We start from the raw sequence: 468 nt of genomic DNA, 5'->3' as shown, positions 1-468 counted from the left end.
GATTTTTGTCGAGGCCGGTGCCAGCCCTCACCCGGTCGTCCTGCGGACGCCCGACCTCTCCCGCCACGCGGGAGAGGCTATCCGAGATACCGCCACCTTCCCGGCGATTGTCTGCGCCGATCGCCTCGGCCAGCGCCTCGATCGCCGCGACAGGAGCCGCCAGCAGGCGCATGCCGGCGTGGTGCATGGCGTGGTCGGCCGGGGCGCCGGTGACCTCGATGATCTTCGCCGGGTCCGCGACCGGGTCGAGCCAGCCGAGCCGCATCTCGATCGGGTCGTAGCCGACGAAGAGCAGCAGGTCGGCCTGCTGGAACAGCGGCAGCAGCACCGCGTCGGCCGCCGGCGACAGCCCGGCGCCGCCGAGCGCCAGCGGGTGATCCTCCGGCACCAGCCCCTTGGCCTTGTAGGTGGTGACCACCGGCGCGCCCAGCCGCTCGGCCAGGCGCAGCAGCGCCGGGCCGGCGCCGC

General features: G+C 74.1%; 1 pseudogene. It reads right to left on the bottom strand.

Going from position 1 to position 468, the window contains the following annotated elements:
* A pseudogene (locus P409_RS35760) lies at positions 1-468 on the bottom strand (hypothetical protein); the annotation flags it as partial.

It is taken from the genome of Inquilinus limosus MP06 (genome assembly GCF_000767795.1).
In the GTDB taxonomy this organism is placed as follows: Bacteria; Pseudomonadota; Alphaproteobacteria; order DSM-16000; family Inquilinaceae; genus Inquilinus; species Inquilinus limosus_E.
The sequence above is the reverse complement of the archived record's forward strand: the minus strand, read 5'-3'. Positions and strand labels throughout refer to the sequence as shown.